Consider the following 24,724-nt stretch of genomic DNA (forward strand, 5'->3'; position numbering starts at 1 on the left):
GTCGGCGCTTCTCGGTGCGTGACCGTCAGGCAGGGTCCGGCTTGGCCCTGCCTACGGTGTCGCTGGTTGCCAGGTCGGTCGGGTCGTAGTCCGCATCCACCCGCGGATCGCCCGATTCGACGAAGTAGTCCGCGACGGCCGTCTCGTCCCGTCCGGCGGGCACCTTCAGCGCCCGCAGGATGAGCGTCAGCACGACGGCGATGACGACATTGAGGATCACCGCGGTGAAGCCGATGTAGCCGAGCTCACCGATGACCGGGATCTTCGAGTTCGACCCACCGAAGTGGTGCGTGGCCGGACTCGCGACGTCATACGCCTTCCAGGTGCCGTAGACCATCGCGACTGCCCAACCGACGAGCAGCGCCCACTTGTGCAGCCACCGGGTGTAGAGACCGATGACGATCGCCGGGAACGTCTGCAGGATCCAGATGCCACCGAGCAACTGCAGGTTGATGGCGTTCTGCTTGTCCATCGCGAGCACGAAGACCAACGCGAAGATCTTCACGACCAGCGACGCGAGCTTGGAGACCTTGGCCTCCTCCTGCACCGTGGCGTTGGGACGGATCCACTCCTTGTAGATGTTCCGGGTGAAGGTGTTCGCCGCTGCGATGGACATGATCGCTGCTGGCACGAGGGCGCCGATCGCTATGGCTGCGAACGCAACTCCCGCGAACCAGCTCGGGAACTGGTCCTCGAACAGCTGCGGCACGACGAGCTGGGGGTTCGGCTTGCCGTTGAGCCCGATCGGCTTGGTGCCGGCCGCGATCGCCACCCAACCCAGCAGGGCGAGTAGCGCCAGCACGAACGAGTACGCCGGCAGGATCGAGGCGTTCTTGCGAATCGTGTTGCGGCTCTTGGAGGACAGCACGGCTGTGATCGAGTGCGGGTACATGAACAGTGCCATCGCCGACCCGAATGCCAGTGTCACGTAAGCCCATTGGGCCTTCGGGCCGACCAGGTCGGCGAACGGTGCGCTCGGCGGGTTCGTCGCCGGGGGCTTCACCTCGGTCTTGGCGTGGGCGGCACTGAAGATGTGGTCCCATCCGCCGATCTTGCTCGGCAGGTAGATCACCGCGACGATGATCACCAGGTAGATCAGGATGTCCTTGACGAACGCGATGATTGCCGGCGCGCGCAAGCCACTGGTGTAGGTGTATGCCGCCAGGACGACGAACGCCACGAACAACGGGGCGTCGTTGGCGAACCAGTTGCCCTTGCCGCCGACGCCGGCGACCTCGAGGACGGCCTGAATACCGACCAACTGCAACGCGATGTAGGGCAGCGTCGCGACGAATCCGGTGATCGACATGGCGAGCGACAGCTCGCGCGAGCCGTACCGGCCGCGGATGAAGTCGCCCGCCGTGACGTAGCCGTGACGGTGACTGACCGACCACAGGCGCGACATGAAGAAGAAGATCATCGGGTAGACGATGATCGTGTAGGGGACCGCGAAGAAGCCGCCGACGGCTCCTGCGCTGAACATCGCCGCCGGCACGGCGACGAACGTGTATGCCGTGTAGAGGTCACCGCCCAGCAGGAACCAGGTGATCCAGGTGCCGAAGCTGCGGCCGCCCAGCCCCCATTCGTCGAGGGACTCCATCGACGACGCCTTGCGCCAGCGCGCGGCCATGAAGCCCATGACGGTGACGATGAGGAAGACGACGATCAGGACGGTGAGCGCGACACCGTTGACCCCACCGCCGGGATGCGACGGATTTGCTGTGGTCGGAAGGAGATTCGTCATACTCACTCACCACCCTTCTCGGCAGCCTCGAACGGCACGTGCGGCCGTGCCTTCTTGACGAGCACGTAGGCGATCGAGGTGCACAGGGCGCAGAAGAAGACGAGCGCCATCTGGTACCAGATGAAGAATGGGAACGAGCCGAGGTGCGGGCTGTACTTGGAGTACCAGCCGACCGGCACGAGCGCCAGCATGGGCAGGAGGAGGACGAGGCCGGCCAGGACCTGCAGACGGCGGTCGGCCGGTGGAGCTTTGTCGGGGTGCTTGTGTTGTGTCATCCAGTGCAACCTCGGAGTCGGGGTGACGTTGCTAACCGGAAAAAGCTACCGCCGAGACCACTGTTGCGGGTGGGATTTGCCCGATCCATACCCGGCCGCACCCGACGAGAGACGAAGGGTGCACACCGAGGTGGCAGACGAGAGACGAAGGGTGCACACCGAGGTGGCCGAGGAGTTTGCGAGGGACGAGCAAACGTCTCGACGTCCCGCTCGGGCCGTGCTCAGTCGATCTTGAACTCGCCGAGCTCGTCCCAGTGGTCGCCCTCCATCTGCACGTTGCGCACCCGCGGGGTCTCCTGGACGTACTGCGGCAATTCGCGTTGCGCGGTCTTGAAGTGCTCCGACGTCACATGCGCCTCGGCGGCGTCATCCTTGAACGCTTCGATCAGCACGTACTCGTTCGGGTCCTCAATACTGCGTGACCAGTCGAAGAACAGGTTGCCCGGCTCGGCGCGCGTGGCATCGGTGAACGACTTCGACAGCTCGATCCATCCCTCGGCGTACTCCGGCTTCACTTTCCACTTCACGCAGATGAAGATCATCTCGGTCTCCTCGCAGGCTCGGGTTCGTATGGCGTGCTCCATGGCACCGCGTCGCGCGGTGCCGCACGCGGCCCACTGTGGCATGGCAAGCACGGTGACGGGGAGGGCGCTTCTCACAGCGTGACAACCGCTGCGGACCGCGCGGATCACTCGGCGCGAGCGACACCCGGCGACGTACAGTCGAAGGATGAGTCTGGTCGACGAGGGCGCTCCCGCCCGCGGCGGCTCGGTCCGTCGGACACTGCAGATCCTCGAGCTGGTCGCTGCCCGCGGTGGCGCCACCGCGAAGGAGATCGCGGACGCGACGGAGCTGCCGTTGCCGACGGTCTACCGGTTGCTGCGTGAGTTGCTCGACTCCGAATACCTGGTGCACATCCGCACCGAGAAGCGTTTCGAACTCGGCTACAAGTTGCACGAACTGGCCCTCAGCCTGCACCAGCAGATCGGCGTGCCGCGCGCGGTCGGCAGCGAGATCGCGGCCCTGCACCATCGGATGGGTACGGCGGCGTACTTCGCGATCCACCGTGGCTCGCAGATCGTCGTCGTGCACACCGTGGACTCGCCGAGCGCGCCGCGGTTGAAGCCGATCGGTTTCGGGTTCCACGAGGCGGCCCACGCCACCGCGCTCGGCAAGATCCTGCTCGCCGACATGGACGACGAGCAGCGCGAGAGACACCTCGATCCGGAGCCGATGCCACGTTTCGGGCCCGGCACGCTGACGACCCGCGCCGAGCTCTGGCAGCAACTCGCCGACGTCGCCGACCGCGGAATCGCTTGGGAGGTGGAGGAATTCCAGGCCGGCGCCATGTGCTGCGCGGCTGCGGTGCGTAGCGGCTCCGGGCGGGTCGTCGGGTCGGTCGCGGTCTCCGGGCCGAAGGAGCGCATCGCGCGCCGGCGTGACGAGATCGAGCACGAGCTGCGGTGTTCGGCATCCGCCGTGAGCCGGTACTACCGGTCCGGCCGCACCTCCTGACCCGTCGGTCGAGTGCCGGAGGAGCGGAGCGGGGGAGGTGTATCGAGACCACGGGTGGTCTTATCGCCTCGCGAGAACGATGCTTGGGGACGCCTTCGCGGGGTATCTACTGTGAGCGCCATCACACTTGGAGGTGGCGATGGCAACGCAGCCGAACATCGACGAGACCGCGCTGGACGCGACGGACCGCACCAATCTGGTCAAACTGCTGCGTACGGCATACCCGCACGCGCAGTTCCCCGACGGTCCGTACGAACGGACGGCCGACAAGATCCTTGAGCAGGTGCACGAATCCGTCTGGCATTGCACGCTGTTGAGCAACGGTTTGCGAAGTCTGGATCTCGCTGCCGGCGGATCCTTCAGTGAGCTCGAGGACCCGGCCGCAGCGGGCGTCCTGGCGAAGATCGCCGACGCGGAGTTCTTCCGCTTCATCCGCGGTGTCGCCGTACCGATCCTGTATGACGACCACGAGGCGTGGGCGGCGCTCGGCTACGAGGGTGAGTCGTTCTCCCAGGGCGGGTACCTGAACCGTGGTTTCGACGACCTCGACTGGTTGCCCGACCCGCGCATCGAGGAGTACGACTCGCCCGGCGAATTCGTCGAAGTGGCAGATCATGACCAGTTGAAGGAAGCGTGAGTCAGTCATGAGCGAGCGCAGTGGATTTCAAGTCGCGCATGACGAGGGCGCCGTTGTCATCGTCGGGTCCGGCGCCGGCGGCGGCACACTGGCGTACGAGCTCACGGCACGGGGCATCCCGTGCGTGGTGCTGGAGGCGGGTCCGTTCCTGAAGCCCGATGACTACGAGAACGACGAATGGGCCGCCTTCAATCAGATGGCCTGGCTGGACAAGCGGACGACGTCCGGATCGTGGCGCGTGGCAACGGACTTCGCGAATCTGCCGGCGTGGATCGTCAAGGCGGTCGGCGGCTCCACGACGCACTGGTCGGGCGCGACGCCACGCTTCAAGGACTACGAGTTCAAGATCAAGAGCTACTACGGCGGGGTGCAGGGCGCGAACCTGCTCGACTGGCCCATCACGCTCGCCGAGTTGGCGCCGTACTACGACGCGGCGGAGCAGGCGATGGGTTCGACGCACCGGCACGGCCGCCCGCCGCTCCCGGCGAACAACAACTACAAGGTGTTCGCCAACGGAGCAGAGTCCGTCGGCTACAAGTTCTACGCGACCGGTCCGTACGCCACCAACGCCGAGCCGTATGACGGCCGCCCCGCCTCGATCCAGGACGGTTTCAACTTCCAGGGCGACAAGAACACCTCGAAGTGGTCGACGGCCGTCCGCGAGATCCCGCGTGCACTCGCCACCGGCAAGCTGGACCTGCGCACCGAGAGTCATGCCGTGCAGATCACCCACGACACCGCGGGCCGTGCCAACGGTGTCCTCTACCTCGACAAGGATGGGAACCTGCACCGGCAGAACGCGAAAGTCGTGTGTGTGGCAGGCAATTCGATCGAGACACCTCGACTGCTGTTGATGAGCGCGTCCTCGCTGCACCCTGACGGCCTGGCGAACTCGTCCGGGCAGGTGGGGCGCAACTACCTGCGGCATACGACGGGTTCGGTCTATGCCAAGTTCGACAAGCCGGTGCGGATGTACCGCGGCGAGACGATGGCCGGGATTATCGCGGACGAGGCGCGCCTCGACACCTCGCGCGGATTCGCCGGCGGCTACTACTTGGAGACGTTGTCGCTGGGACCGGCGTTCATGGGCGCCTTCGTCGAACCCGGTGGATGGGGCGCGGACTTCACCGCGCTGATCGACAACTACGCCAACACCGCGGGCATGTGGATCGTCGGCGAGGATCTGCCGCAGGAGAGCAACCGCGTCACGCTCAACACGGCCGAGCAGGACCAGTGGGGTCTGCCCGTGCCCAACGTGCACTTCGACGATCACCCCAACGATGTGGCGATGCGCGAACACGCATACTCCCGAGGGGATCTCGTCTACGAGGCTGTCGGCGCACAGAGCACGCACCACACTCCGCCATACCCTTCGACGCACAACCTGGGGACCTGTCGGATGAGTGCCCGGCCCGAGGACGGCGTGGTGGACGCGCACGGGCAGGCGCACGATGTGCCCGGCTTGTTCGTCTCGGACGGATCGCAGATGACCAGTGGCGCAGCCGCCAACCCGACCCTGACCATTGTCGCCCTGGCCATCCGACAGGCGGAGTTCATCGCCGATCAGCTCGCCAAGGGTGCAATCTAGAGGCGTGGATCGATTGCCGAGGAGAACAGAGCAAACACTGAGGCGGCCGAGGAGCGGTGAGGGACGAGCCGCGTCTCGAGGTCCCGAACCCGATTCGGGGTCAAGTGTCAATGAGGCCAACGCTTCCCGTCTGCGGGTCCAACTCGCCTCCGAGGGCATCGAGGTCCTCGATCGCGCCCTCGATCTGCGCGCGCGGGCACACGACGCCTCGCACTATCTGCTCGTCCCGTCGGCGGTCGCCGTGCCACGTGATACCGGTCAGGTGGCCGAGGTGATGCGGGCGTGCACCCGGCTCGGCATACCGATGACGTTCCGCAGTGGCGGGACCTCGTTGTCCGGGCAGGCGGTGACCGACCAGGTGCTCGTCGACACCCGGGCCGGGTTCACCGGAGTCGAGGTGCTCGACAACGGTGAGCGGGTGCGCGTGCAGCCGGGGGTCACCGTCCGCGCGGTGAACGCGCGCCTGGCGCGCCACGGCCGGCGCCTCGGCCCCGATCCGGCGAGCGAGGTCGCCTGCACGATCGGTGGCGTCGTCGCGGACAACTCGTCGGGAATGCAGTGCGGGACCGAGTTCAACTCGTACCGGACCATCGAGTCGATGGTCCTCGTGTTGCCGTCCGGGACCGTCGTGGACACCTCTCAGGCCGATGCGGATCAGCTCCTGCGTGATCGGGAACCTGAGTTGTATCAAGGACTTTCAGGTCTGCGCGACCGGGTGCGGGGGAACCCGGCATCGGTCACGACCATCGAACGGCTCTTCGCCATCAAGAACACCATGGGGTACGGCGTTAACGCCTTCCTTGACCACGATGAGCCGGTCGAGATCCTCAGCCATCTGCTGGTCGGCAGCGAGGGGACACTGGGTTTCGTCGCGTCCGTGGTGTTCCGGACGCTTCCGGTACTGCCGAAGGCCGCGACCGGGCTGCTCGTCTTCGACGATCTGGTGACCGCGTCCGCAAGCGTCGACCAGATCGTGGCCGCCGGTGCCGTGACGGGTGAGCTGCTGGACGTCCAGTCGTTGCGAGTGGCGCAGGCGGATCCGAAGTGTCCGCGGGAGATCGCCGGTCTCGAGCTGCGCGACCAGGCGGCGATCCTGGTCGAGTTGCAGGCGGTCGACGACGACGAGTTGGCAGCGTTACGAACGCAATCCGAACCTGCGCTGAACGACCTTCCCCTGCAGTTGCCGGTCCGTATGACGACCGACAGAGTGGCCCGAGCTGCACTGTGGACGACCCGCAAGGGGCTCTTCAGTGCGGTGGCGGGCGCCCGCCCCACCGGCACGAACGCATTGCTCGAGGACGTCGCCGTTCCGGTCCCGCGACTCGGCGAGCTGTGCACGCACCTGACGGAACTCTTCGCCGCGCATTCGTATGACGACTCGGTGGTCTTCGGCCACGCACGCGACGGCAACCTGCACTTCCTGTTGGTCGAGGAGTTCGGTGACGTGGCCAAGCTGGATCGGTACGACCGCTTCACCACCGACCTCGTCGACCTGGTGCTGGGCCTCGGCGGGACCCTGAAGGCGGAGCACGGCACCGGCAGGATCATGGCTCCGTTCGTCGAAAGACAATACGGCACAGAGCTTTACGCGGTCATGCGAGAGGTGAAGCGCCTGGCTGACCCGCACGGTGTGCTCAACCCGGGTGCCCTGCTGACCGATGACCCCAAGGCGCACCTGAAGGACCTGAAGACTGCGCCACCCGTTGAGGACGAGGTCGATCGATGCGTCGAGTGTGGCTATTGCGAGCCCGTCTGCCCGTCCCGGTCGGTCACCCTCACGCCACGCCAGCGGATCGTGCTGCGGAGGGAGCTGGAGCAGGCCCGCAGGGCTGGTGACGACGAACTGGTGCGGGAGTTGTCCGCCGACTACGAGTACGACGGTGTGCAGACCTGCGCCGCCGACGGGATGTGCGGCACCGTCTGCCCCGTGCACATCGATACCGGTGACCTGGTGCGAAGACTGCGTGCGAGCGGCACCTCGCGGTGGGAGGACCGCGCGTGGACGACTGCGGCGAAGCACTGGTCGGCTGTGACGCGTGCGGGGTCCACGGCCCTGAGCACCGCTCACGCCATACCTGCGACGTTGCCGGAGGCGTTGACCCGTGGAGCACGGGTGGTCGCGGGTGACGATCGGGTGCCGCTCTACAGCGGTGATCTCCCGGCCGGTGGTCACAGGCGCCCTCAGGTCGCCGGCGAGAGTCCGGAGGCGGTCCTTTTCCCGGCGTGCATCGGGGCCATGTTCGGTGCCGCATCGGGTGCGGGTGCGGCTGCCGCGTTGGTCGAATTGTGCCGCTCCGCAGGCGTTTCGGTGCGGACTCCGGAGGGCGTCGACGGGTTGTGCTGCGGAACGCCGTGGTCGTCCAAGGGCTACGTCGCCGGTCATGCGGAGATGCGGCAGCGGGCGTTGACCGCATTGGTCGACGCGACGGACGGCGGCAGGTTGCCTGTTGTCGTCGACGCGAGTTCCTGCGCCGAAGGGCTGATCAAGCTGCTCAAGGATGCGACGCCGACGATCACCGTTGTCGACGCACTCGACTTCGTTGCCACCACGGTGCTGCCGGGGCTTTCGGTGCAGTCACGTCTGTCCCGGCTGGTCGTGCACCCCACCTGCGCGACGACTGTGCTCGGCTCGACCCCGTCGTTGGTGCGGCTGGCCGAAGCCGTCGCCGCCGAGGTTGTCGTCCCGACCGACTGGGGTTGCTGCGCCTTCGCCGGCGACCGGGGTCTGCTGCACCCGGAACTCACCGCGTCCGCAACCACTCCCGAGGCGGCGCAGATCGCCGCGATGCCGGATGTGCCTGGCACTGAATATGTTTCGGCCAACCGCACCTGCGAGCTGGGTATGACGAGAGCCACCGGTCACCCGTACCGACACATCCTCGAAGTCCTCGCCGACCACACCTAGACGCCGAGCGGGCCCGTGGTGGCCGAGGAGCTGGTGAGGCACGAGCCAGCGTCTCGAGGTCCGGCGCCTGTGGTGGCCGAGGAGTGGAGGAGCGCAGCGGGGGAACGTCTCGAGGTCGCGTGGCTGCCTTTCGAGACGCTCGTTCGTTCCCCTTCGAGACGCCCGCTCGTTCCTCACGGGCTCCTCAGGGCGCAAGCTCACGGGCTCCTCAGGGCGCAAGCTCACGGGCTCCTCAGGGCGCAAGTTCACGGGCTCCTCAGGGCGCAAGCTCACGGGCTCCTCAGGGCGCAGCTCACGGGCTCCTCAGGGCGCAGCTCACGGGCTCCTCAGGGCGCAGCTCACAAGCTCATCAAGGAGCTCGCGTGGTGGCTTATCGCCAGGTGGCTTTGGCTCCTGCGTCGCCTGCTCGTATGACGGCAACGGCCAGGCCGAGGGACACGACGACGGCGACGGCCGGTATGACGAACCGCAGCCACCGCTGCTGCCCGGCGGCTATCCGATCGTCGTACCTGCGCCATACCCAGTTACCGAGCGCCACGACGGTGAGCGCGATGCTCCAGGGCAGGATCTGTCCGGCGAGTTGCTCGTGCCGGCGCAACAGCGGATTGTTCGCGGTGCCGCCGAGCTGGTCGGCCAGCGCGTGGCCTGCCGCGACCGTGACCGGCACGAGCGCGGTGCCGACTGCCGCCAGCAAGGTCGGCACGATCCCCAGTCGGGCTCGCGCTGCAGGCCACACAGCGTGGAGGATGGTGCAGAGAGCAGCAAGCGGCAACAGAACGACGACGGCGTGCACGAGCAGCGGGTGTGCGGGCAGGCCGTTGACCTCATAAGCGGTGTGCATGCCGGTGACACGATGCAGAAGCGGGAAGAGTTCGATTGAACCCTTTCCGGCTCGATCTCGTGTCTTGGTCGGAGGTGGTGATGGTCACGGACCCGGACGTGCTCGACCAATTGCATCGAGATCACGCAAATGCGTTGTGGGCGTATGCCGTTCGGCTGACCGGCGACCGCGCGTTCGCACAGGACGTGGTGCAGGAGACGATGCTGCGTGCCTGGCGCGAAGGCATCACCGATGACTCCGAGACCAGCGCGACGTCGGCCAGAGCATGGCTGTTCACCGTCGCCCGACGCCTGGTGATCGACGAGGCCAGATCGGCCCGACATCGTCGCGAGGTGGCCACCGAGGTGTTGCCCGAGGAACGCGCCGGAGATCAGGTCGATGCCGTCTTCGACGCCGCGATGATCGTCGACGCGCTGGCGTCGCTGAGCGCGCAGCACCGGGAGGTCGTGGTGCGCGCCTACTACGGTCGGGCGACGGTGGCGGAGATAGCCGAGGATCTCGGCGTCCCACCGGGGACGATCAAGTCGCGCATGCATTACGGGATGCGCGCGTTGCGACTGGCACTGCAGGAGAGAGGGGTGACGAGATGACCGACAGGCACGACGAGTTCGCGGAATGGGACGCGGCATACGTGCTGGGTGCGCTGTCGCCCGGCGAGCGTGCGGCATACGAGCAGCACCTGGCGGACTGCCCGGACTGTTCGGACGCGGTGGGTGCGCTCGCCGTCATACCCGGACTCCTCGGGAAGGTGCCTGCCGAGGACGTCCCCGGCGAGATCGCCGAGCCGCCACCCGCCGACCTGCTCGCCCGGACCCGTTCCGTGGCGCAGGGCGAGGTGGTCAGCATCAGGCGGCGTAGGCGTCGGTGGACGGGTTTCATTGCGGCAGTGGCCGCTTCGGCCGTTCTCGTCGTCGGCGGAGCCGTGTGGGTGCAGCAACGCGATACGAGCCAGCCGGGTGTCACGGTCGCCATGCAGCAGGCGCGCACGAACCCGCTGAGCGCGACGCTGAAACTGCACGACAAGGCCTGGGGGACCGAGGTGTCCATGACGTGCACCTATGCCGATTCGAGCGAGTGGGGCAGCCAGTCCGTCTACGGGCTGTATGTCGTTGACGATGCCGGGCACGCGACCTCGATCTCGACCTGGTCGGCGAAGCCGGGCACGACGGCGAAACTGACCGCGGCCACCGCAGTGCCGCGTGCGAAGATCGCCCACCTGCAGGTCCGCACCGCCACCGGCACGGTTTTGCTGACCGCGAACCCGGATTGAACCGTCTGCCAACCGATTTCGTGTCATACGCACACGACCGAAATCGAGAAAGGCAGAGATGATGCGTTCGACACGAGGCCTGGCAGCGGTCGGCGCCGCCGCGCTGATGGCCACCCTGGCGGCATGCGGATCCAGTGGATCGTCAGGCAGTTCGGCGCCTGCCTCGTCCGCTGGTGGCGCCACGCCGGCAGCGGCCGGGGCGTCGTCCGGCAAGACGACCTTGAGCATCGCCACGACGAGCCTCGGATCCGTGGTGGCCGGCCCGGACGGCCGCACCGTCTACATGTTCGCGAAGGACACCAACGGATCCGGCAAGAGCACGTGCACCGGACCGTGCCTTGCCGCCTGGCCACCCGTCACGGCGACCGGAACCCCGAAGACCTCGGGCATCACCGGCAAGGTCGCCACGATCACCACGGCCGACGGCAAGAAGCAGGTCACACTCGGTGGTTGGCCGCTCTACTACTTCGCGGGTGACAAGGCGGCCGGTGACGTGAGCGGGCAAGGAGTCAACGGGTTCGGTGGCCTGTGGTGGGCCCTGTCCGCCAGCGGCAAGGAGGTCAAACAGTCCGCCGCGAGCACCAGCGCCGGTGGCGGCGGCAAGGGCGGCTACTCCTACTGACGCACTCAAGGTGGCCGAGGAGGTCGTGAGGTACGAGCGACCGCCTCGAGGCGCGCCGCCTTTCGAGACGCTTGCTCGTCCCCCTTCGTGACGCTCGCTCGTCCCTCGCGGCTCCTCAGGGCGAAGCTCACGGGCTCCTCAAGGACCTTCGTGGGGCACACGCCATACGAAAGGCGCCGGACCCCAACGGGATCCGGCGCCTTCTTCATGCGTATGACGGAACGTCAGGCCTTCTTGGTCTCCCAGAAGATCTTGGCGATCTCGTCGATCTTGGCGAGCAGCTCGTCCGCGGTCTTGACGTCCCACGAAGCCTTGGTGCCACCGGCGCCGGCGAGCTTCGTCGCCTCGTTGACCAGCTGGTGCAGCTGCGGGTACTTCTCGAAGTGCGGCGGCTTGAAGTAGTCGGTCCACAGCACCCACAGGTGGTGCTTGACCAGCTCGGAGCGCTGCTCCTTGATGATCGCCGCACGGATCTTGAAGTCGATGTCGTCGGCGTGTTCGGCCGTCTTCTCGATGATGGCCTTGACCGACTCGGCCTCGATCCGCGCCTGAGCGGGGTCGTAGACGCCACACGGCAGATCGCAGTGAGCGCTGACCTCGATCGTGCGGGCGAAGATTCGGCGAAGCATGTGTTGTCCTTCCGTCGGGTGCATCGGACGTATGACGGGAGCCTGTCACCTCAAGCGGGCTTGAAGTCAACGGAGGTTCGCCGCGCGGCGTGACCTCGACTCCTCACCACGAACCTACTCGGGGCGCCACCGAGGTCTGAACCCCCCTGAGTCAGATGCGAACACGTCGCATATGGGCTCGTGCTCCTCGGCGTCAGCCCGCCTCGGACACGTCGGGGACGACAATCTTGCCGATCTCGCCGGGGTTCCAGCAGATTTCCCAGCGGAAACCGTCCGGGTCGGCGAAGTAGCCGGAGTAGCCACCCCAGACGCGATCCTGCGCGGCGGTCACCTCGGCGCCGGCGGCGGCCGCGTCGGCCAGCACCGAGTCGACGGTGGCGCGATCGACGGTGTTGTGCGCCAACGTCAGCGGAGGTATGCCGGAAGACGGCCGTCCACCGACCTCCTCGGCGAATGCATTGACCTGCCAGAGCGACAGCACCAGGTGCTCGGCGATCTGGATCATGATCACCTCTTCGCCGTCCTCGAACGCCGGCTGCCAGCCGAGCCCGTCGACGTAGAAGGCGCGGGTCCGCGAGAGATCGGCAACGGCGAGGGTGATGAAACTGACTCTGGCTTCCATGCGGCTCAGTCAAGCAGTGCACACCGACGGTCACTGGGCGGAGCGGGACCTCGAGACGGTCGCTCGTCCCTCATGACCTCCTCGGCCACCGCTACGTGCGACGCGGCCACCTCAGCAGCACCACGCCGAGCACGTCGGGCGTGGGGATCTCACCCACCCGCCACGAATCGACGCCTTCGGTCGGGTTGTCGCGCTCCACCCACCAGGCGTCCCCGACGGCGCGCGTGATCCGCTTGACCGCGATCGGTCGCGGACCGTCCGGCCCGTCGGGCAGCCGTATGACGTGCGCCCGGCCGATGCGGGGGCGCACGCCATACAGGACCAGCAGGCGGTCGCCGTCGACGTAGGTCGGCTCCATCGACCGACCTCGCACGATGACGAATCCGACTCTCACTCCGCTGGTTTCACCAGATCCGCAGCAGCAGCGGCATGCTGCTCCTGCTCGGCGATGATGCGGCGCAGGAACGCCTTGGTCCGCTCGTGCTGCGGGTTGCGGATGACCTCGGAGGGCACGCCCTCCTCGACCACCACGCCACCGTCCATGAAGACCACCCGGTCAGCGACGTCCCGTGCGAACGCGATCTCGTGCGTGACGACGATCATCGTCATACCGTCGTCGGCGAGCTCACGCATGACCGCGAGCACCTCACCGACCAGCTCCGGGTCGAGCGCGGACGTCGGTTCGTCGAAGAGCATCAGCTTCGGCTTCATCGCCAGCGCTCGGGCGATGGCGACCCGCTGCTGCTGCCCGCCGGACAGCTGCGCCGGGTAGTGGTCGGCCCGCTCGCTGAGCCCGACCCGCTCCAGGAGTTCGCGTGCCTCGGAGCGGGCTTGCGACTTGGCGACGCCCCCGACATGGACCGGACCCTCGATGACGTTCTCGAGTGCGGTCTTGTGCGGGAAGAGGTTGAACCGCTGGAAGACCATGCCGATCTGCCGCCGCTGCCGGGCGATCTGCTTGTCCGGCAGACGATGCAGCTTGTCGCCGTTCTCGCGCAGCCCGAGCAACTCGCCGTCGACAGACAGCCGACCGCCGTTGAACACCTCGAGCTGGTTGATGCACCGCAGGAAGGTCGTCTTGCCGGAGCCGGACGGCCCGAGCAGGCACACGACCTCGCCCTCGGAGACGGTCATGTCGATGCCCTTGAGCACGTCGACGCCGTGGAAGTTCTTGTGCAGGTTGACCGCTTCGACGAGCGGGCTCTGCGACCGGGTGTCGTTCACATTCCACCTCCGCCGCCGCGCAGGGACAGCATTCGGGACCGGAAGGTCTGCTTCGAGGCGCCGGTCCGACCGCCGAAGCCGCGGCCGAAGTAGCGCTCGAGCATGGTCTGGCCGATCATCAGGATCGAGCAGACGATGAGGTACCAGATGACCGCCGCCACGAGTGCGGGCATCACCAGATACGTAGAGTTCGCAACGGCATTCGCCTGGAAGAACAACTCGGTCGTGACCGGCACGGCCGACAGCAGCGAGGTGTCCTTGACCATCGCGATGGTCTCGTTACCGGTCGGCGGGACGATCACCCGCATGGCCTGCGGCAGGATGATCCGCCGCATCGCCTTGCCGCGGCTCATGCCGATGGCGCTGGCCGCTTCGTGCTGGCCGGTGTCGACCGACAGCAGCCCGGCGCGCGCGATCTCGGCCATGTATGCCGCCTCGGACAACCCCAGACCCAGCACACCGACGAGGATGCCGTTGCTGACCGACTTCACGTCCAGCGTGTAGAAGTGCACGTCGAGGAACGGCAGTCCGAAGTCCAGCTTCGGGTAGAGGTAGAGCACGCCGACACCGAGCACGACCAGCAGCACATACCGAGGCACGGCCCGGAAGAACCAGGTGAAGACGAAGGCGACGAAGCGCAGCACCGGGTTCGTCGACAGTCGCATGACGGCGAGGATGATGCCGAGCACGATGCCCAGGACCATGGCGCCGAGCGTGCAGATGATCGTGCCCTTGACCAGGCCCTCCAGCACCGGGCGGTATTCCATGACCCGCCAGACGAAGTGCCAGTCCCACTTGGAGTTGGTCACGAACGAGTTGATCATCATCGCGGCGAGGATCAGGATGACGACGACGCCGACCCACTGCCACGGGTGACGGACGGGGCTGGCCTCGATCTTGCCGGGCCGGTGGCCGGCGACGGGCTTCTCGGGTGCGGTCACGTCAGCCATTGGGCACCGCCGGGTTCGCCGCGAACATCTGCACCGCTCCACTCTGCTGGCCCCACTTGGCCAGGATCTTCTCGTAACTGCCGTTGCCGGCCATCTGCGCGAACGCCTGCGCGATCGCGGTGCCCAGCTTGTCCTTGCCCTTCGGCAGCACCACGCCGTATGGCGCAGAACCGGTGATCTTGCCGACCGCCTGCAACTTGTCGCCGGTCTTCTTCACGGCATACAGGGCGACGGGGGAGTCGGCGGCCATCGCGTCGACCTTCCCCGCGAGCAGGTCGGTGGTGACCTTGGACTGCAGGTCCTCCACGACGGCCTTGATGTGCTTGCTCTTGCACTCGCCCTTGTTCAGCGCCTTGATCTCGTCGGCCTGCGTGGTGCCGGTCTGCACGCCCACTGAATACCCGCACGGCTTGGCGGAATTCACGTTCTTGGGGTTGCCCTTGCGGACGACCCACTGGGTGCCGGCGGAGAAGTAGCTGACCATCGTGACCTGCTTGAGCCGGTCGGTGGTGATGGTGAAGGAGGAGATGCCGACGTCATACTTGCCGCCGGCGATGCCGGGCAGGATGTTGTCGAACTTCGCGTTCTGGAACTTCGCCTTGAGCCCGAGGCACTGCAGCGCCCCGCGCATCAGCTCGATGTCCATGCCCACGAGGGTCTGGCCGTCCGCGGCGAGGAATTCGTTCGGCTCGTACGAACCGTCGGACGCCACGGTGAGCGTCGTACCCGGCTTCACGTCCGGTGGGAGCGCGTCCTTGAGGCCACCGGAGGAGCAACCGGTGGTGGCGGTCTGTTGCTCGCTCGAGCCGAGGCCGAGCGATGTTGCGCCGCACCCTGCGAGGAGTGAGGCGACCAGCCCGCCGGCGAGCACCATCGGCCCGCCGCGTGACCATGCCGACATGGGAGTCCTTTCGTGGGGTCGCGAGTGCCCGAGCACCCTACGAGTGGTTCATCTTTGCAGCGCTGCCGGAGGTGTCGTAAGTCACCTCGTGTCGAAAGATGTCTCGCATACGAGATGTATGGCGAGTGGCCGCCTCGTGTCAGGAGCCGGTCGAACTCGGCGACCGCAGGTCGGACTTGGGACCGAGCACCCAGGTCAGCTCGGCGCGCTGGTGGATGCCGAGCTTGCGGAGGATGTTGCGGACGTGCGCCTTGACGGTGGCCTCGGAGATCATCAGCCGCCGGGCGAGAGCGGCATTGGTCATCGACTCGGTCGCGATCAGCTCCGCGATCTCGCGCTCGCGGCTGGTGAGCGCCGCGCTCTGGGCCGGGTCGGGCTGTTCATCGGGTGACCTGGCGACCATGACGGCCAGTTCGGCGCTCGTTCGTCGGCAGGCGTTGCCTGCGTCGTCCAGACCCTCGCGCAGTGCGTCGGTATCGAGCGACGGCAACTGATTTCGTAGATCGCGGATGATCTGGGTGATTTCCTCGAGTCGCTCCGTGGCAGCCAGGAAGAGATCGACGGTGGTGACCGCTCGGCTGCTGTCCAGCTCGGGGTGATCCTGGTAGAGGCGCTCGCGCGGGATCGGTTCCGATCCGATGTCGAGCCAGACCGCGAGCGCGGTGGCCAGCCATTCGAAGGCGACGATGAACTGATCGTCGAAGACGTCGGGCTCCATCGACTGGGCGTTCAGCATGCCGATGACGCGCTCGTCGCTGTCGAACATCGGGACGGCGACGATGTCCCGGCTCGGTGTGCCGTCGCCCAGGGGGACGGCCCGGCGACACAGGCGCCCGTCGTCCTGTGCGAACCGGTAGGGACGCGCGGACGACCTGATCCAGTGCGAGAGGCCGTGCTGGCCGAACTCCGAGGTGTCCGCGCCGAGTTCCTCGTCATCGCTGACGATGTAGGGCATCACCAGCGTGCTGGGGCCGCGATAGATCCCGACGTAGAAGGTGTTGATCGGCGCGAGGGCTGCGGCAGCGCGGCGTACCACCGCACACATCTCGTGTATGTCGCCAGGAGCGACCGACCGGAAGCGTCGATCGGCAAGCCGCAGCACAGCCGTCAGGTCCATCTCTTCGCGCTGCATGTCTCCCCATCGGCACGGTCGTCTCGGGCGGCATATCCGGCAGTTCAGTACGGCCGAGGCTAGCGCGACGACGGCCCCGGAGGGGATGAAGGACTACGCCCCGTGCCCGCCCAAGATCCGCCGAAGACGTACGTCGCAGCTGCGTTGAGCGTCAGTAGCGTCGATTTCACAAGCCCCGCAAGGGAATTCGCGATCCAACCGGCGACAGGAGACGTCCATGAACACCACTCGACCAGCGCCTTCCGCGCTCCGGCAGACCCGTAGATCCGGGCTCGTCAGGCTCGCTGCCGGCGTCGCATTCGTCGCGACCGCATCGATGGCCGCGGCCGGGAGCGCCACCGCGGCGTCCGCCCACGACGACACGACCCAGAACCTCCCGCTGACCGCGATGAGTGCCTCGCAACTGGCCGCCGAGGCCTGCGTGCTGCCGGGTGTTCAGGACGACTCGGTGCTGCGTACCCTCAAATCCGTCGCCGACGCCCACAAGGTCAGCTCGAAGGTGCGTCTGGCGCTCTTCGAGACCGCCTGGGTCGAGTCGCACGCCAACAGCCTGCCGTGCGGGCACTCCGACTCCCAGGGTGTCTTCCAGCAGCGGCCCAGCCAGGGCTGGGGCAGCTCCAGCCAGGTGCAGGATCCGACCTACGCCGTCTCCCGCTTCCTCTACGGCATCAAGGGACGCAGCGGTGCGGTGAGCGTCGCAGCCGCGCACCCGTCGTGGAGCGCCGGCACGATCGCGCAGGCCGTCCAGGGATCCAAGTACGGATACCGCTACGACCAGCAGGCTGCGAAGGCCAATGCGCTGATCAGCCGCTCGAACGGCATCGCGAGCGGCGCCGTCGCTGCGGGGCGCTACCAGCTTCCGGTCGTGCAGTACGGCGAGCGGAACAACCGGGTCTGGGCCATCCAATACCTGCTCAAGGCGCGCGGCATCAATGTCGCGCTCGACGGATCGTTCGGTCCCGGCGCGGTATCGGCGGTCCGCACCTTCCAGAGCCACAGCGGGCTCTCCGCCGACGGGTATGTCGGGCCGAACACCTGGGCCAAGCTGATCCTCCCGCTCAGCCCCGGCGCCAAGAGCAATGCAGTGATCGCGCTGCAGCGGGAACTGCGGGTGCACGGCTACAACGTCGCGACCGACGGTTCCTACGGTCCCGGCACCACCGCTGCGGTCCAGACCTTCCGCAAGGGGCACCACCTGCCGGCCGCTTCGACGGTCGACGCCTCGGTCTGGAACACCCTCGTCAGCATCAAGCGCTGACCACGCTCCACCTCATCGTTCCGTCCTTCAATTTCTCGCACACTCATCGAAACCCCTTAGGAGACAGTCATGTCCACTCGTCGTACCCTCATCTCCGCAGTTGCGGTCAGCGCCGCGGTCACCATGCTCGGCTCCGCGGCGGCCACCGCCGCCCCGATGCACTCCGGCGTCTCGACCCAGGCGGCCGCCGCGACCGCAGTCGCGCCGCGTCCCCTGTACGTCAGCAAGGACTCCGCCTACTCGAACATCGTGTCGCTGCAGTACCTGCTGAACGCCTACTCGATCAAGACCGCGGTCGACGGTTCCTACGGGCCGGCCACCGTCGCCGCCGTCAAGTCGTTCCAGAGCAAGCACGGGCTGGGCGCGGACGGGTCCGCCGGGCCGGCCACCATGAAGGCGATGGTGGGTGGCAGCAACACGGCGGTGCGCCAGGGCTGGTCGAACGCCAACACCACCAAGGCAGTTGAACGTCAGCTGGTGAAGCTGGGCTACCAGGTCGCGGTCGACGGCTCGTTCAGCGCGACGGATGCAACCGACGTGAAGTACCAGCAGGCGAAGTACAAGCTTCCGGTCACGGGTGTGGTCGACTACACGACCTGGACCTACCTGTTCAATCCGCCGGCCGCTCCGGGGACCGGCGTGCGCAAGGGTCCGGTTGTGCTCGTCGCCCAGAGCGGCACCGGTCTCAGCACCTGGGCCTCCGACTGCGGTCCGTCGTCGTTCGTGGCGATGGAGCTGCGCCTCGGTCGCAAGCCCGCGAACTGGACCGACGTCGCGCACCGGGCAGCCGCGATCAGCTATGCGCGGAAGACCGCACTGCGTATGACGAACCCGAGTAAGGGCACCTCACAGATCGGCGGCGTCGCGGGTGTGACAGCCGGTTTCCACCGCATCGGCGAGTCCCGCGCCACGACGGCCAGCTGGTCCACCGGTGCATCGGCGGTCCGATCGGGTGGCGTGGCCATGTTCGTCGGGAGCCTGAAGGTCGCGGCGGCGTGGAACGGCCGCGCCGTCAGCCACGACGTCGGGCACTGGATCACCGTCGTGGACTACAGCGCGAGCAAGGGCTACCTCGCTTTGGACCCGAGCAGCCAGAACAACAAGCCGGTCTGGATCAGCGGCACCCAGCTGACCAAGTTCAGCTCCAGCTCGCTCGGATCGGGCGCGGTCTACGTCAAGTGACGACCTGAGTACCTCGAACGGCCCCGGATCCACGGATCCGGGGCCGTTCGTGTGCCTCGAGATCAGCGGCCGGCGTAGTGGTTCTTGATCTGACCGACGGCGAGCGCACTGGTGAAGATGGCGGCACCCTGCAGCGAGCCGGAGAAGTGCGACCCCAACGGTGCGTCCGGCCACGTGGTGAGCGGGGTGTCGCCGAAGCGCCAATAGCCCGAGAAGTCCTGGGCCCCCTTGAGATCGGGGTTGGCGGCGACCTGCACCCCGTCGACATACAGGGTGAGTCCGCCGGAGGCGGAGAGTGTGACGTCGGCGAGGTGCCAGGCGCCGTCGTTGTAGGCGGCCGTCGACGTGATGGTCTGGTTCGTGCTTCCCGGGTGCACGCCGGCGACGAGCCGACCCGCGGAAGTCATGTAGAGGTGCCGGTCGTAGCTGCCCGCGACGCCGGTCGCCGTGCTGGCGAAGCCGATCAGCGAACCGCCGAGGACCGAGGTCGTCTTGAACCAGATCTCCTGCGTGTAGGCCTGCGGACCGGTGATCGGACCGGGGGCCGATGCCGCACCGCCGATGCCGTTGAGGGTGACGCCGGTGGCGTTGTCGCCGGCGCACGGTCCGGTCGTGCCGTAGGACACACCGGCACCGAGCCCCGTGTAATAGGTGCCGGTGCGCCCGTTGCCGGATGTGTCGGCGACCGTGCTGCCGGACTTCTCACTGAACGGGTAGTAGAGGTACGGCTTGTCGGAGAGAACGGCCGCCGAGCAGCTGAAGTAGCCCGCCGTCCAGGACGAGGTGGCGTTCGCGCTCTTCGCCATGAAGGCGGTGGCCGCCTGCGCAGGTGCGTTGGTCGCCACGGTGGTGGCGGTCAATGCCGCGGTCGTCAGCATGACGATGGTCCGGCGCCGCGGGCGACGCCGCCGACGGCGCGGTGTCGGGCCGGATCCGGATGCAGATGAACCCGATTCGTCGTCCGGCGGACCATCCGTGCCGCGGCGACCGATCGCGCCCAGCGCGATCAGGGCGACGGCGATCGTGGTCGGCAGCAGCGGTGCGAGTTGATGGGTACGCAGCCAGTATGCCGGCGCACCGATGAACGGAACACGCAAGGACCCGACGCCGTGAACAGCGTTGCGGCGCACCGGTGTCGAGTCGTCGGCGCGATTTGCATCGCCGCGGAGGATCAGCTCGCCATCGTTCGTCACCTTCGCGAGTCGGTGCAGCCGCAGCCGTCCCTGATGGTCCGGGTCGTCGACGAGGACGACCTGGCCCGGCCGAACGGCACTGCCGGCGATCGGTCGCGACGCGACGACATCGCCGGGTCGCAGCGCCGGTTCCATCGAGCCGCTCATGACGACGGTCACGTGCCAGCTCAGCGCGGCGGGCAGGACGGCCCACAGCGCCATACTCGCGATCATCACGAGCAGGCCGCGACAGGCGGCCGTGACGATGAGCGAGACCCATCCCGGAGCGGGCGGCGTCGCGGGAGCGCCGGTCGCGCTCGACGCGCCGGGGGCTGCCTCGTCAAGGATGTCGTCGACTGGAGCGCTGGGCCGGGTGAGCGTTGTCATGGGCCTCTCGCAGGATCGTGGACGGATGAGTGTCGGGTGTCGACCTGCCGGCGGCAATCAGCTGAAAACGATTGCCGCCGGCAGGATTTCAGGAGTTCTGTGCTTCCCAGGTGAGGCCGATCGACGCGGTGCCACCCTGCGAGGTGTTCGGCGTGGCCGAGTCCAGCGTGTAGGTGATCTGGTAGACGCGGGTGTCGGATGCGCTGCCCGTCGGCGCCCAGTCACCGGCACCGGAGGCGTAGTCGACCTTGGTGCTGCCGAAAGCGTCGAGCTTGCCGCTGTAGACGGTCGAGCCGGTCGCGAGCGCGGTGAAACCGGTGCACGATCCGAACCCGCCGCCCGTGCCCTGGGTGACCGTGAGGTTGATGTAGCTCGACAGGCTCTTGGTGGTGCTCGGGTTGGTGCCGTAGAGCTTCACGGCCGACGGCAGCGAGCCGGTCGAGGTCACCGCGATGCACTTCGTGCCGGTCGACCCCGGCTTCAGCCCCGTGGCGTTGAACATCGCGGTGTTGCTGTCGTCGTCGGACAGGCTGACGGTGCCCGCGCTCCAGTTGCTGCTCGGGTTGGTGGTCTGTGCCGAGAACGCCGAGTAGGACGCGTGCCACACGATGGCGGCGGAGCCGGCCAGGCCGGCGATGATCGCGCCGGCGGTCAGCAGGCGGGCGTTGCGGCGGCGGGAGGAGGTGGAAGCGGACATGGGTGATCGCCTTTCGGGCCAATGGAAGAAGTAGCTCTCGCAGGCCGGTCGCCTGCTTCGATGAGTCGTCCGGGGCGAGGCCTCGCACACTCCGCCGTTCCTCGTCTGCGGAGCAGACTCGGTCCGGCGTCAGGTAGTAAAGTAAAGGCAAACTGTTCGACTGTCAAACAGTACGTGCATCACACAGTATGAATGTCGTAATATTGAAACGTGAACCACAACCACCTTGGGAGTCCGACCATGCCGTCGAAGGATCAACGAGCCGCGCACCTACGTCGGCTCGTGCTGGCCGCTGAGCACTTCCGGCAGGTGGTCGCCCAGCAGTTCGGCATCGGTATGACGGAGGCGGCCGCCCTGAGCCATCTGCGGCTGCATGGCTCGCTCAGCGCTCGCGAGCTCGCCGAGCTCACCGGACTGACCCCGTCGACCGTGACTGCGCTGCTCGGACGCCTCGAGGCAGCGAAACTCGCTGAGCGCCAACCACATCCGACGGATCGTCGACAGATCGTGGTCACGCTGACGAAGAGCGGCGAAGCCCACCTGCATCGTTCGGAGCAGTGGATGGCCGAGGTGCTGGATCGAGTGGACACGGTCGAGGCGGCGGAGATCGACCGGGTGCTGGCCGGCCTCAGCGCGGCGTTCGACGCGCAGTCGCGGAGCATCCAGGACGCCACCGACCGGACGTGACGGCGCTCAGGTCAGTGACGCGGCATACCGCAGGCACTCGTCATACGACGGCAGCAGGCCCTGGTCCCGTGCCTCGGCGAGTGACGGTGCGGCGGTGTCCTTGGGGGACAGGATCGGCTCGAGTCCGTCGGGGAACTCCAGCGCGAGGTCGGGGTCGAGCGGGTTGATGCCGTGCTCGCGTTCGGGGTTGTAGGACGTCGAGCAGAGGTAGACCGCGGTCGAATTGTCCTCGCGGGACACGAGGCAGTGCCCGAGACCTTCGGAAAGGTAGACGGCCCTGCGGTTCTCGGTGTCGAGGTCGACGCTGCGCCATTGCCCGAAGGTCGGTGATCCGACCCGGATGTCGACGACGTAGTCGACGAACGAGCCACTCACGGCCGTCACGTACTTGGCCTGACTCGGCGGAACATCCGCGTAGTGCACGCCACGGACGGCACCCTGGCACGACACCGAGATGTTCGTCTGTATGACGTCGAGGCGATGACCGATGTGCTCGGCCAGCTTGTCGCCCCGGAAGCCCTCCATGAAAACCCCACGGTCGTCAGGGAATTGGCGGGGAGTCACGACGAAGGCGCCCGGAATGTCCAGCGGTTCGAAGTCCATCAGCGGCCGTCCTCCAGAAGTCGGGAGAGGTAGGTGCCGTACCCGCTCTTGGCGAGTTCGTCGGCATGCCTGGCGAGTCCGTCGTCGTCGAGCCAACCGGCCCGCCAGGCGATCTCCTCGACGCAGCCGATCTTCTGGTCCTGGCGGTCCTCGATGACCTGCACGAAATGGGCCGCATCCATCAGCCCCTCGAACGTGCCGGTATCGAACCACGCGGTGCCGCGTGGCAGGACGGTCACGGTGAGGTCGCCGCGTTGCAGGTAGGCGTCGTTGACGCCGGTGATCTCCAGCTCGCCGCGTGCGCTCGGGCGTAGTGCGCGGGCGATCTCGACCACGTCGTTGTCGTAGAAGTAGAGACCCGGGACGGCGAAGCGAGACTTCGGGTGTTCCGGTTTCTCCTCGATGGAGAGCACGGTGCCGTCCCCGTCGAACTCCACGACGCCGTATGCCGCGGGATTGGTCACGTGATGCGCGAAAATGTGTCCGCCGGAAAGGGATTCGGTCGATCTGCGCAGCGCGGTGCCCAGGCCGGAGCCGTAGAAGATGTTATCGCCGAGCACCAGTGCGACGGTGTCGTCGCCGATGAAGTCGGCACCGATGAGGAAGGCCTGGGCCAATCCGTCGGGGGAGGGCTGCACGGCATACGTGATGGTGATGCCCCATTGGCTGCCATCACCGAGCAGTCGCACGAACTGTTCCATGTCGTGCGGCGTGGTGATCACCAGGACTTCCCGGATGCCCGACATGAGCAACGTCGACAACGGGTAGTAGATCATCGGCTTGTCGTAGACCGGCATGAGTTGCTTGCTGATGCCGCGGGTGATCGGGTGCAGTCGCGTGCCCGATCCGCCGGCGAGAATGATCCCCTTCACCGTGCCGACCTTAGCGGTGCGGAGATCTGCAATAACACCGGAATCGACGTGGCCGCGTGGCGGCGGCCGCTAGCCTGACGTGCGAGACAGATCGACGGCCCGTGGCGCCACTGACAGGGCATCGTCGGATGGGTGGGGGTGGATCATCGTGGCCCTCGTGTCACCGGTGACGACGGACGACCTCCAGGAGGTCGGGGAGTTTCTGCACGATCAGCTCAATGCGCGTGTCCCTGCTGCCAGTTGGGCGAATTCGGTCCAGGTGCCGTGGCCGGTCGCGCAGCCGAATTATGGGTTCAAGCTGACCGACGAGAACTCGAACATCGTCGGCGTCCTGCTCGCGTTCTACTCCGAACGCACCATCGGGGGACGTGTCGAGAAGTTCTGCAACCTCGGCGCGTGGTGTGTGCTGCCCGCGTATCGGCTGGGCAGTGTGCGAATGCTGCGAACGGCCCTCGCGCAACCCGGATTCACCTTCACGGACCTCTCTCCGAGTGGTGCCGTGGTGCCGCTCAATGAGCGACTCGGATTCGACCGGCTCCCGACGACTGTGCAGCTCGTCCCGTGCCTGCCGCTGCCGGCGTTGCGAACCGAAGCCGTCGACGACCCGGACGAGATCGACCGCCTGCTCACGGGCGACGACCTGCGGATCTATCGGGATCATCGACGGGCATCGGCCGCTCACCATGTGGTGCTGCGCCGCGCGGGCCACCAGTGTTACGTCATCTACCGGCGCGATCGACGCCGGAACGTCCCGGCCTTCGTCTCGGTCCTGTACGTCAGCGACGCGGCCGAGTTCCGCAAGAGCCTGATCGCCTTCGGGGCGTACGTGGTGCGCCGCCGTCAGGCCGCGGCGTTGCTGTTGGAGGAACGCACCGTCGGACGGGTCTTTTTTGCACGCCGACTTCAAGGGCGGCCAAAAATGTTCAAGAGCGCGACTATTCGCGCAGAGCATGTCGACAATCTTTACAGCGAACTCACATGCGTTGCGTGGTGATCGACAAGGGGTGAACT

At 66.9% G+C, this 24,724-nt stretch carries 26 protein-coding genes; 11 read left to right on the forward strand and 15 right to left on the reverse strand.

From position 1 onward, the window contains the following. Nucleotides 1-25: 25 nt before the first annotated feature. The 3 genes from mctP to ACZ50J_RS05310 all read right to left on the reverse strand — a co-directional run bounded on the left by mctP (nucleotide 26) and on the right by ACZ50J_RS05310 (nucleotide 2,561). Entirely contained in the window at nucleotides 26-1,744 is a 1,719-nt protein-coding gene (gene mctP / locus ACZ50J_RS05300) for a monocarboxylate uptake permease MctP (RefSeq protein WP_464300226.1), read from the reverse strand. Between the two features lie 2 nt (nucleotides 1,745-1,746). Beyond that, the gene (locus tag ACZ50J_RS05305) at nucleotides 1,747-2,019 is read right to left on the reverse strand and encodes a DUF3311 domain-containing protein (protein WP_464300227.1); all 273 of its coding nucleotides are present in this window, start codon (nucleotides 2,017-2,019) and stop codon (nucleotides 1,747-1,749) included. Between the two features lie 221 nt (nucleotides 2,020-2,240). After that, on the reverse strand, nucleotides 2,241-2,561 hold the full coding sequence (locus ACZ50J_RS05310) for a putative quinol monooxygenase (protein ID WP_464301315.1): 321 nt from the start codon (nucleotides 2,559-2,561) through the stop codon (nucleotides 2,241-2,243). A 187-nt stretch (nucleotides 2,562-2,748) separates the two neighbouring features. Here ACZ50J_RS05310 and ACZ50J_RS05315 point away from each other — a divergent pair, with 187 nt between their 5' ends. The 4 genes from ACZ50J_RS05315 to ACZ50J_RS05330 all read left to right on the forward strand — a co-directional run bounded on the left by ACZ50J_RS05315 (nucleotide 2,749) and on the right by ACZ50J_RS05330 (nucleotide 8,664). Beyond that, nucleotides 2,749-3,534: an IclR family transcriptional regulator gene (locus tag ACZ50J_RS05315; protein ID WP_464300228.1), complete on the forward strand. Its 786-nt coding sequence runs from the start codon at nucleotides 2,749-2,751 to the stop codon at nucleotides 3,532-3,534. Nucleotides 3,535-3,673: 139 nt separating this feature from the next. Next, nucleotides 3,674-4,171 carry a hypothetical protein gene (locus tag ACZ50J_RS05320; protein ID WP_464300229.1) on the forward strand — a complete coding sequence of 166 codons (498 nt, stop codon included), beginning with the start codon at nucleotides 3,674-3,676 and terminating at the stop codon, nucleotides 4,169-4,171. Nucleotides 4,172-4,178: 7 nt separating this feature from the next. Continuing rightward, the gene (locus ACZ50J_RS05325; protein ID WP_464300230.1) at nucleotides 4,179-5,759 is read left to right on the forward strand and encodes a GMC family oxidoreductase; all 1,581 of its coding nucleotides are present in this window, start codon (nucleotides 4,179-4,181) and stop codon (nucleotides 5,757-5,759) included. Between the two features lie 130 nt (nucleotides 5,760-5,889). Continuing rightward, nucleotides 5,890-8,664 (forward strand): FAD-binding and (Fe-S)-binding domain-containing protein, encoded by a 2,775-nt coding sequence (locus ACZ50J_RS05330; RefSeq protein ID WP_464301316.1) that lies wholly within the window; start codon nucleotides 5,890-5,892, stop codon nucleotides 8,662-8,664. Nucleotides 8,665-9,034: 370 nt separating this feature from the next. Here the strand turns inward: ACZ50J_RS05330 and ACZ50J_RS05335 are convergent, their stop codons facing one another. After that, nucleotides 9,035-9,505 carry a DUF2231 domain-containing protein gene (locus ACZ50J_RS05335; protein WP_464300231.1) on the reverse strand — a complete coding sequence of 157 codons (471 nt, stop codon included), beginning with the start codon at nucleotides 9,503-9,505 and terminating at the stop codon, nucleotides 9,035-9,037. 80 nt (nucleotides 9,506-9,585) lie between these two features. On the opposite strand from ACZ50J_RS05335, the gene ACZ50J_RS05340 reads away from it, so the two are divergent. The 3 genes from ACZ50J_RS05340 to ACZ50J_RS05350 all read left to right on the forward strand — a co-directional run bounded on the left by ACZ50J_RS05340 (nucleotide 9,586) and on the right by ACZ50J_RS05350 (nucleotide 11,397). Then, nucleotides 9,586-10,095 carry a sigma-70 family RNA polymerase sigma factor gene (locus ACZ50J_RS05340; RefSeq protein WP_464300232.1) on the forward strand — a complete coding sequence of 170 codons (510 nt, stop codon included), beginning with the start codon at nucleotides 9,586-9,588 and terminating at the stop codon, nucleotides 10,093-10,095. Then, a complete protein-coding gene (locus ACZ50J_RS05345; RefSeq protein WP_464300233.1) occupies nucleotides 10,092-10,775 on the forward strand; it encodes an anti-sigma factor family protein in 684 nt (227 codons plus the stop codon). Before ACZ50J_RS05340 ends, ACZ50J_RS05345 begins: the two co-directional genes overlap by 4 nt. Before the next feature lie 61 nt (nucleotides 10,776-10,836). Continuing rightward, nucleotides 10,837-11,397 (forward strand): COG4315 family predicted lipoprotein, encoded by a 561-nt coding sequence (locus ACZ50J_RS05350; RefSeq protein ID WP_464300234.1) that lies wholly within the window; start codon nucleotides 10,837-10,839, stop codon nucleotides 11,395-11,397. A gap of 224 nt (nucleotides 11,398-11,621) precedes the next feature. Here the strand turns inward: ACZ50J_RS05350 and sodN are convergent, their stop codons facing one another. From sodN to ACZ50J_RS05385, 7 genes are all read right to left on the reverse strand, one after another. Beyond that, nucleotides 11,622-12,026: a superoxide dismutase, Ni gene (gene sodN, locus ACZ50J_RS05355; protein ID WP_464300235.1), complete on the reverse strand. Its 405-nt coding sequence runs from the start codon at nucleotides 12,024-12,026 to the stop codon at nucleotides 11,622-11,624. A gap of 193 nt (nucleotides 12,027-12,219) precedes the next feature. Next, nucleotides 12,220-12,648 (reverse strand): VOC family protein, encoded by a 429-nt coding sequence (locus ACZ50J_RS05360; RefSeq protein ID WP_464300236.1) that lies wholly within the window; start codon nucleotides 12,646-12,648, stop codon nucleotides 12,220-12,222. Nucleotides 12,649-12,739: 91 nt separating this feature from the next. Beyond that, nucleotides 12,740-13,042, reverse strand: coding sequence for a S24 family peptidase (locus tag ACZ50J_RS05365; protein ID WP_464300237.1), 303 nt, complete (start codon nucleotides 13,040-13,042; stop codon nucleotides 12,740-12,742). Beyond that, entirely contained in the window at nucleotides 13,039-13,872 is an 834-nt protein-coding gene (locus tag ACZ50J_RS05370) for an amino acid ABC transporter ATP-binding protein (protein WP_464300238.1), read from the reverse strand. Before ACZ50J_RS05370 ends, ACZ50J_RS05365 begins: the two co-directional genes overlap by 4 nt. Further along, nucleotides 13,869-14,822 (reverse strand): amino acid ABC transporter permease, encoded by a 954-nt coding sequence (locus ACZ50J_RS05375; RefSeq protein WP_464300239.1) that lies wholly within the window; start codon nucleotides 14,820-14,822, stop codon nucleotides 13,869-13,871. The genes ACZ50J_RS05370 and ACZ50J_RS05375 overlap by 4 nt, the downstream gene beginning before the upstream one ends. Then, on the reverse strand, nucleotides 14,815-15,723 hold the full coding sequence (locus tag ACZ50J_RS05380; protein WP_464300240.1) for an ABC transporter substrate-binding protein: 909 nt from the start codon (nucleotides 15,721-15,723) through the stop codon (nucleotides 14,815-14,817). Before ACZ50J_RS05380 ends, ACZ50J_RS05375 begins: the two co-directional genes overlap by 8 nt. Nucleotides 15,724-15,862: 139 nt before the next feature. After that, nucleotides 15,863-16,855, reverse strand: coding sequence for a response regulator transcription factor (locus tag ACZ50J_RS05385; protein WP_464300241.1), 993 nt, complete (start codon nucleotides 16,853-16,855; stop codon nucleotides 15,863-15,865). A 316-nt stretch (nucleotides 16,856-17,171) separates the two neighbouring features. Here ACZ50J_RS05385 and ACZ50J_RS05390 point away from each other — a divergent pair, with 316 nt between their 5' ends. Together ACZ50J_RS05390 and ACZ50J_RS05395 are read left to right on the forward strand one after the other, a co-directional pair. Continuing rightward, on the forward strand, nucleotides 17,172-18,113 hold the full coding sequence (locus tag ACZ50J_RS05390; protein ID WP_464300242.1) for a peptidoglycan-binding domain-containing protein: 942 nt from the start codon (nucleotides 17,172-17,174) through the stop codon (nucleotides 18,111-18,113). A gap of 69 nt (nucleotides 18,114-18,182) precedes the next feature. Next, on the forward strand, nucleotides 18,183-19,295 hold the full coding sequence (locus tag ACZ50J_RS05395) for a peptidoglycan-binding domain-containing protein (protein ID WP_464300243.1): 1,113 nt from the start codon (nucleotides 18,183-18,185) through the stop codon (nucleotides 19,293-19,295). Nucleotides 19,296-19,357: 62 nt separating this feature from the next. Here the strand turns inward: ACZ50J_RS05395 and ACZ50J_RS05400 are convergent, their stop codons facing one another. Together ACZ50J_RS05400 and ACZ50J_RS05405 are read right to left on the reverse strand one after the other, a co-directional pair. After that, the gene (locus tag ACZ50J_RS05400) at nucleotides 19,358-20,854 is read right to left on the reverse strand and encodes a signal peptidase I (protein ID WP_464300244.1); all 1,497 of its coding nucleotides are present in this window, start codon (nucleotides 20,852-20,854) and stop codon (nucleotides 19,358-19,360) included. An 88-nt stretch (nucleotides 20,855-20,942) separates the two neighbouring features. Next, nucleotides 20,943-21,551 carry a hypothetical protein gene (locus ACZ50J_RS05405; RefSeq protein ID WP_464300245.1) on the reverse strand — a complete coding sequence of 203 codons (609 nt, stop codon included), beginning with the start codon at nucleotides 21,549-21,551 and terminating at the stop codon, nucleotides 20,943-20,945. A gap of 240 nt (nucleotides 21,552-21,791) precedes the next feature. On the opposite strand from ACZ50J_RS05405, the gene ACZ50J_RS05410 reads away from it, so the two are divergent. After that, a complete protein-coding gene (locus ACZ50J_RS05410; RefSeq protein WP_464300246.1) occupies nucleotides 21,792-22,238 on the forward strand; it encodes a MarR family winged helix-turn-helix transcriptional regulator in 447 nt (148 codons plus the stop codon). 6 nt (nucleotides 22,239-22,244) lie between these two features. On the opposite strand, the gene ACZ50J_RS05415 is transcribed toward ACZ50J_RS05410, so the two are convergent. Then, entirely contained in the window at nucleotides 22,245-22,841 is a 597-nt protein-coding gene (locus ACZ50J_RS05415) for a dTDP-4-dehydrorhamnose 3,5-epimerase family protein (RefSeq protein ID WP_464300247.1), read from the reverse strand. After that, nucleotides 22,841-23,713, reverse strand: a complete 873-nt coding sequence (gene rfbA / locus ACZ50J_RS05420; protein ID WP_464300248.1) for a glucose-1-phosphate thymidylyltransferase RfbA — start codon at nucleotides 23,711-23,713, stop codon at nucleotides 22,841-22,843. The genes ACZ50J_RS05415 and rfbA overlap by 1 nt, the downstream gene beginning before the upstream one ends. A gap of 148 nt (nucleotides 23,714-23,861) precedes the next feature. Between rfbA and ACZ50J_RS05425 the strand changes: the two genes are divergently transcribed. After that, on the forward strand, nucleotides 23,862-24,707 hold the full coding sequence (locus ACZ50J_RS05425; protein WP_464300249.1) for a hypothetical protein: 846 nt from the start codon (nucleotides 23,862-23,864) through the stop codon (nucleotides 24,705-24,707). Nucleotides 24,708-24,724 lie beyond the last annotated feature (17 nt).

The sequence above is a fragment of the Flexivirga sp. G2 genome (assembly GCF_055397625.1).

Coding starts and splice junctions, on each gene's coding strand:
- sodN (WP_464300235.1), bottom strand. CDS start 12,026: ATGCTTCGCCGAATCTTCGCCCGCACGATCGAGGTCAGCGCTCACTGC.
- mctP (WP_464300226.1), bottom strand. CDS start 1,744: ATGACGAATCTCCTTCCGACCACAGCAAATCCGTCGCATCCCGGCGGT.
- ACZ50J_RS05415 (WP_464300247.1), bottom strand. CDS start 22,841: ATGGACTTCGAACCGCTGGACATTCCGGGCGCCTTCGTCGTGACTCCC.
- ACZ50J_RS05340 (WP_464300232.1), top strand. CDS start 9,586: ATGGTCACGGACCCGGACGTGCTCGACCAATTGCATCGAGATCACGCA.
- ACZ50J_RS05320 (WP_464300229.1), top strand. CDS start 3,674: ATGGCAACGCAGCCGAACATCGACGAGACCGCGCTGGACGCGACGGAC.
- ACZ50J_RS05390 (WP_464300242.1), top strand. CDS start 17,172: ATGGCCGCGGCCGGGAGCGCCACCGCGGCGTCCGCCCACGACGACACG.
- ACZ50J_RS05385 (WP_464300241.1), bottom strand. CDS start 16,855: ATGCAGCGCGAAGAGATGGACCTGACGGCTGTGCTGCGGCTTGCCGAT.
- ACZ50J_RS05305 (WP_464300227.1), bottom strand. CDS start 2,019: ATGACACAACACAAGCACCCCGACAAAGCTCCACCGGCCGACCGCCGT.
- ACZ50J_RS05380 (WP_464300240.1), bottom strand. CDS start 15,723: ATGTCGGCATGGTCACGCGGCGGGCCGATGGTGCTCGCCGGCGGGCTG.
- ACZ50J_RS05310 (WP_464301315.1), bottom strand. CDS start 2,561: ATGATCTTCATCTGCGTGAAGTGGAAAGTGAAGCCGGAGTACGCCGAG.
- ACZ50J_RS05400 (WP_464300244.1), bottom strand. CDS start 20,854: ATGACAACGCTCACCCGGCCCAGCGCTCCAGTCGACGACATCCTTGAC.
- ACZ50J_RS05345 (WP_464300233.1), top strand. CDS start 10,092: ATGACCGACAGGCACGACGAGTTCGCGGAATGGGACGCGGCATACGTG.
- ACZ50J_RS05315 (WP_464300228.1), top strand. CDS start 2,749: ATGAGTCTGGTCGACGAGGGCGCTCCCGCCCGCGGCGGCTCGGTCCGT.
- ACZ50J_RS05335 (WP_464300231.1), bottom strand. CDS start 9,505: ATGCACACCGCTTATGAGGTCAACGGCCTGCCCGCACACCCGCTGCTC.
- ACZ50J_RS05360 (WP_464300236.1), bottom strand. CDS start 12,648: ATGGAAGCCAGAGTCAGTTTCATCACCCTCGCCGTTGCCGATCTCTCG.
- ACZ50J_RS05375 (WP_464300239.1), bottom strand. CDS start 14,822: ATGGCTGACGTGACCGCACCCGAGAAGCCCGTCGCCGGCCACCGGCCC.
- ACZ50J_RS05350 (WP_464300234.1), top strand. CDS start 10,837: ATGCGTTCGACACGAGGCCTGGCAGCGGTCGGCGCCGCCGCGCTGATG.
- ACZ50J_RS05395 (WP_464300243.1), top strand. CDS start 18,183: ATGTCCACTCGTCGTACCCTCATCTCCGCAGTTGCGGTCAGCGCCGCG.
- ACZ50J_RS05405 (WP_464300245.1), bottom strand. CDS start 21,551: ATGTCCGCTTCCACCTCCTCCCGCCGCCGCAACGCCCGCCTGCTGACC.
- ACZ50J_RS05325 (WP_464300230.1), top strand. CDS start 4,179: ATGAGCGAGCGCAGTGGATTTCAAGTCGCGCATGACGAGGGCGCCGTT.
- ACZ50J_RS05410 (WP_464300246.1), top strand. CDS start 21,792: ATGCCGTCGAAGGATCAACGAGCCGCGCACCTACGTCGGCTCGTGCTG.